This is a genomic window from Lysobacter enzymogenes (genome assembly GCF_017168095.1).
GTDB classification, from domain to species: Bacteria; Pseudomonadota; Gammaproteobacteria; order Xanthomonadales; family Xanthomonadaceae; genus Lysobacter; species Lysobacter enzymogenes_D.
In genome coordinates this window covers 1-5,124 of the sequence record NZ_LXSD01000453.1, presented here as the reverse complement: position 1 = coordinate 5,124, position 5,124 = coordinate 1, and the positions used below count along the sequence as shown (strand labels likewise).

Here is a 5,124-nt window from a genome sequence, read left to right as displayed (position 1 = left end):
GCGACCGCACGCTGCCCGACTCGGCGCCGCTGCGCGCGGCGCTGCGCGAAGCCCTGCTGCACGCCGCCGCCGACGGCCCCGGCGCGATGAGCGCGAGCGAATTCGTCTACCGCTGCTTCGCCGAAAACCCCGCGCAACCGCGCGGCCGCCTGGCCCCGAACCTGCCGGCCGCGACGCCGCCGGCATCGACGTTCCCCGAACTGGACTGGCCGGCCTTGTGGCCGCAGATCGGCGCGTGGCTGCGCCCCTCGCGGCGCGACGCGCTGGGACTGGCCGCCGACGACCCGCTCGCCGCCGGCCTGCACGCCGACGCCGAAGAGTTCGAACAAGCCCTGAGCCAAGCGCGCCAGCGCCTGGGCCTGATGGAACGCGGCAACGCCTTGCTGGCGCTGGCCGGCCCGCGCCTGCCCAACCCCAAATGCGTGCGTCTGCGCGAACTGGAACTGTCGCCGTCGCTGCAGCCGCTGGCGCTGTAGCCGCGGCGGTTGGGTTTCGCTGCGACCTGAAGCTCCGCGGTCGCGGCTCGCGCCGCTCCCGCAGGCGGATCGCAACCCTCGATCGAGCCCTGCAGGAGCGGCGCAAGCCGCGACCGCGGCAATGCAATTGCGACGAACGCGACCCGCAGCCGACGTCGCGGCCCGGCGCGCGCACGATTTCGCCGCGACCTGATGCCCCGCGGTCGATGCTTGCGATCTACCTGTAGGAGCGGCGCGAGCCGCGACCGCGACAATGCAACTGCGACGAACGCAACCCGCAGCCGGCGTCGCGGCACGGCGCGCACGCGATTTCGCCGCGACCTGATGTCCCGCGGTCGCGGCTCGCGCCGCTCCTACAGGTAGATCGCAAGCATCAGCCGCCTCGCGTGGCAACGGCGTTCTTTACGGCGCGGCCTTGCCCGCCGCCTGCGCCTGCGCCCGCTCCAGCACCAGCAGCGGGTCGATCCGCACGTCGAACCAGTTCATGCCCCAATGCAGGTGCGGCCCGGTCGCGCGGCCGGTCGCGCCGACCGCGCCGATGGTCTGGCCCTGGGCGATGCGGTCGCCGACTTTCACGTCGATGCGCGAGAGGTGCAGGAAGTTGGAGCTGATGCCGTGGCCGTGATCGAGCAGCACGGTGCCGCCGGTGAGGTACAGGTCCGGCGCGGCGAAGGTGATCACGCCGGCGGCCGGCGCTTTCACCGGCGTGCCGGTCGGCGCGGCGATGTCCATGCCCGAATGGCCGGAGCCCTTCTGGCCGTTGTAGACGCGCTGGTTGCCGAAGCGGCCGCTGATGCGGCCCTGCACCGGCCACTGGAACGGCTGGGCGAAGTCCGGGCGCTCGTCGTCGCGCGCGCGAGCGGCGGTCACCTGCGCCTGCTCGCGCTCGATCCGCGCGGCGATGTCCGGCGGCGGGTTGACGGTCTTCGGCGGAACGCCCTGGATGTATTCGGTCGGAAAATCGCGCGGCGTCACCGTAATCGCCGCGCGCTGTGGCGCGCCGCCCGGGGGCTGCACCTCGACGCTGAGCGTACCGCTGGCGTCGCGGCCGACGCCGAACACCACGCTGCCGTACGGCGTCACCCGCAAGGTCCGGCCGCCATAGCGCACCACGCTGCCCGGCGGCACCTTGCCGATCACCATCGAGCCTTGCGGCACCGAGGCCGGAAATACCGTACGCGCATCGGCGGCTTGCGACGGCGCATCGGCGCCGTCCGGAATCGTGCCGGAAGCGACCACCTGCGCCGATGCCGCCGGCGCCGCGGCCGCCAGCAACAGCGCGGCCGCGTACATCGTAACCCTCATCGCGCGAACGCCAGGCGCTGCCCGTTCGGCGCGCCGACCAGCGATACGCCGTCCCAGGCCAGTTGCCCGTTGACCCAGGTCGAGGCGATGCGGCTGCGGAAGGTGCGGCCTTCGAACGGCGACCAGCCGCACTTGGACAGCACGTCCTCGCGCGCCACCGTGTAAGGCGTGTCGTCGATCAGCACCAGGTCGGCGAAATAGCCTTCGCGCAGGAAGCCGCGCAGCTCCACGTCGAACAGCTTGGCCGGCGCGTGGGCGAACTTGTCGACCACCTGCGCCGTGCTCAAGCGGCCTTCGTGCACCAGCTCCAGCGCGGCGTTGAGCGCGAACTGCACCAGCGGCAAGCCGCTCGGCGCGGACGTGTACGGGCGTGCCTTTTCTTCCAGCGTGTGCGGCGCGTGGTCGGTGGCGAGCACGTCGATCACGTTCTCGGCCACCGCGCGGATCAGCGCCTCGCGGTCGGCCGGATCCTTGATCGCCGGATTGCACTTGATCAGATGGCCGAGCTTTTCGTAATCGCCGCGATCGAAGCGCAGGAAGTGGATGCAGGTTTCGGCGGTGATGCGCTTGCCCTCGATCGGGCCGGGCTGGAACAGCGCCAGTTCGTCGGCGGTGCTGATGTGCAGCACGTGCAGGCGGGTGTTGTGCTTGCGCGCCAGCGAGATCGCCAGCTCGGTCGATTTCTTGCACGCCTCGCGCGAGCGGATGTCGGGATGGAATTGCGCCGGGATGTCGTCGCCGTACTTCGCCTTGTAGCGGGCGAGTTCGGCGTCGATCATCGGCGTGTCTTCGCAGTGGGTGATGATCGGCGTGGGCACGTCGCGGAAGATCGCGTCCAGCGTGACCGGATCGTCGACCAGCATGTTGCCGGTGGACGCGCCCATGAACACCTTCACCCCCGGCGCGCTGCGCGGATCCAGCGACTGGATCGCGGCGAGGTTGTCGTTGCTCGCGCCCAGGTAGAAGCCGAAGTTGCCCCAGGCGCGGCCGGCGGCGCGGCGGTATTTGTCTTCCAGCGCGGCCGCGTCCAGGGTCGGCGGGCTGGTGTTGGGCATGTCCATGAACGTGGTCAGCCCGCCGGCCACCGCCGCGGCCGATTCGGTGGCCATGTCGGCCTTGTATTCCATGCCCGGTTCGCGGAAGTGGACCTGGTCGTCGATCATGCCCGGCAGCAGGCGGCGGCCGCGCGCGTCGATCACGGTCTCGCCGGCGCGCGCCGACAGGCCGGCGCCGATTTCGGCGATGCGATCGCCGTCGATGCGCAGGTCGCCGTCGTATTCGCGTCCTTCGTTGACCAGGCGGGCGTTGACGATCAGGGTCGATGGCATGAGCAGTGTCCGGAAGAGTCGGGGGAGGCGGCGGCGTGTTCGGTGCCGGGCACCGGGTCGTAGCCGCCGGGATGCAGCGGATGGCAGCGCGCCAGCCGCTTGAGCGTGAGCCAGCTGCCCTTGAGCGCGCCGTAATGCGCGATCGCCGTCATCGAATACGACGAACAGCTCGGGTGGAAGCGGCAACGCTGGCCGAGCAGGGGGCTGATCCAGCGTTTGTAGCCGCGCAGCAGGACGAGGAGGAGGCGGGCGATCACGTTTCCTTAATGCCGGCAACGGTAGTGACGGTGCGGGGAAGGGCGCGCGGTAAAGCCCCGCGCCGGGACGTATTTTACGCTTCCGGCGGGCGTGTCGCGGACCCCGCGCGGCGCGGTTGCCGCGGGTGCCTCGGCAGGGTATAACAGCGCGCTTTCCCCAAAACAAGGCAAGTGCAAGACGAAGGTCCGCCGCGGCGCGAAACGCGTAGCCGTGCCGTCCGGGCCGGGCGAAAACCGGCATTGCGCCGGATTTCACTTGCGGTCATCGAACGCATGTGCATTTGATGGCCGGGTGGGTCATGCTTGGCCCGCGATGCCGCCGGACCGCGTCCGTCGGCGCCCTCAGGGAATAGAAGGACAAGCCTGTCGTGGCAGTGAAAAAACCTGCGAAGAAGGCCGCCAAGGCCGCCAAGAAGACCGTCAAGCCGGCTGCGAAGAAGGTTGCCAAGCCCGCGCCGAAGAAGACGGCGGCGAGCAAGCCGGCGGTCAAGAAGGCGCCGGCCAAGGCGGCGGCCAAGAAGGTCGCGGCCAAGCCCGCCGCCAAGGCGGCGCCGGTCAAGGCCGCTCCCGCGAAGAAGGCGGCGCCGGCCAAGCCCGCGGCGAAGCCGGTCGCAGCCAAGCCGGCCGCCAAGCCGGCAGCGACCAAGGCCGCTGCGCCGGCCAAGCCCGCCGCGGCGGCCAAACCGGTCGCAACCAAGGCGACGCCGGTCAAGCAAGCTGCCGCCAAGGCCGACCTTAAAAAAGTTGAAGCGAACAAGCCTCAAGCTGTGAAGCAGCCGCCTGCGCCGAGCGCACAGCGAACCCCACCGCAACCTGCCAAGCCGGCCGCCCCGGCGTCCGCGAAGCAGGCCGAAAGCATCTCCGACAAAAGCAAGAACACAGTGACCCAGACAGCATCCAGCAATCCTCCCGCCGGCAAGCCCGCGGCCGCCGCGGCCCGTCCGGCCGGCAAGGTCGCCGTGGCGGTGACCACCAAGGCGCCGTCCTCGCCCGCGCCGAAGACCAAGGTCAAGGTCGTTCAGTACAAGAACGATCCCGCGACCGGCCGTCCGATCGTGCCGGAGGGCTACAAGCCCACCTCGGACGAGGAATACATGAACCCGCTGCAGCTCGAGTATTTCCGTCAACGCCTGCTGCAATGGCGCACGGATCTGGTCGAGGAATCCAAGCAGACCATCGAGAACCTCAAGGACGAAGTGCGCGACGTCGGCGACGAGGCCGAGCGCGCGACCCGCGAGACGGAGAACTCGCTGGAACTGCGCACCCGCGACCGCTACCGCAAGCTGATCAGCAAGATCGACAGCACGCTCAAGCGCGTGGACTCGGGCGATTACGGTTTCTGCGTCGATACCGGCGAAGAGATCGGCCTGGACCGCCTCGAGGCGCGCCTGACCGCCGAGCGCACCATCGACGCGCAGGAGCGTTGGGAGCACATGCAGAAGCAGATGGGCGACTGAGCCCTGCGTTTGCGCCATCGCGACGAAAGCCCGGCTTCGGCCGGGCTTTTTCGTTTCGGCGCATCGAGGCCGGGCCGAGGCTGCCCTGTGGCCGTGCCGAGGCCGCGCTGAGGCCGCTTCATTCGCAGCAACGCCCGCGGCAGTGCCCGCGGCAGCGCCCGCGTTTCCCCCAAGCCGTCATCCCCGCGAAGGCGGGGATCCAGGGCTTCACCGCGGCATGACTCTGAAGTCTCTGGATCCCCGCCTTCGCGGGGATGACGGGGTAGTGCACGCTGCGCGCCGCGCCGCGCCGCGCCGCGCC

Annotated in this window: 4 protein-coding genes and 1 pseudogene; 2 read left to right on the top strand and 3 right to left on the bottom strand. The window is 70.1% G+C overall.

All coding sequences use genetic code 11. The features are described 5' to 3' along the window. Window positions 1–476: pseudogene (locus A7A76_RS19385) on the top strand (hypothetical protein); the annotation flags it as partial. A gap of 402 nt (window positions 477–878) precedes the next feature. On the opposite strand, the gene A7A76_RS19380 reads toward A7A76_RS19385, so the two are convergent. From A7A76_RS19380 to yidD, 3 genes are read right to left on the bottom strand one after another with little or no spacing between them, the layout of a single operon-like run. Next, window positions 879–1,781 (bottom strand): M23 family metallopeptidase, encoded by a 903-nt coding sequence (locus A7A76_RS19380; protein ID WP_206412751.1) that lies wholly within the window; start codon window positions 1,779–1,781, stop codon window positions 879–881. Next, a complete protein-coding gene (locus A7A76_RS19375) occupies window positions 1,778–3,109 on the bottom strand; it encodes a dihydroorotase (protein ID WP_206412750.1) in 1,332 nt (443 codons plus the stop codon). Before A7A76_RS19375 ends, A7A76_RS19380 begins: the two co-directional genes overlap by 4 nt. Further along, window positions 3,094–3,366 carry a membrane protein insertion efficiency factor YidD gene (yidD, locus tag A7A76_RS19370; protein WP_206412749.1) on the bottom strand — a complete coding sequence of 91 codons (273 nt, stop codon included), beginning with the start codon at window positions 3,364–3,366 and terminating at the stop codon, window positions 3,094–3,096. Before yidD ends, A7A76_RS19375 begins: the two co-directional genes overlap by 16 nt. Before the next feature lie 368 nt (window positions 3,367–3,734). Here yidD and dksA point away from each other — a divergent pair, with 368 nt between their 5' ends. Then, window positions 3,735–4,823 (top strand): RNA polymerase-binding protein DksA, encoded by a 1,089-nt coding sequence (dksA, locus tag A7A76_RS19365; RefSeq protein WP_206412748.1) that lies wholly within the window; start codon window positions 3,735–3,737, stop codon window positions 4,821–4,823. Window positions 4,824–5,124 lie beyond the last annotated feature (301 nt).

Excerpts from the sequence above, each read along its gene's own strand:
- A7A76_RS19380 (WP_206412751.1), bottom strand. The coding sequence starts at position 1,781 with ATGAGGGTTACGATGTACGCGGCCGCGCTGTTGCTGGCGGCCGCGGCG.
- A7A76_RS19375 (WP_206412750.1), bottom strand. The coding sequence starts at position 3,109 with ATGCCATCGACCCTGATCGTCAACGCCCGCCTGGTCAACGAAGGACGC.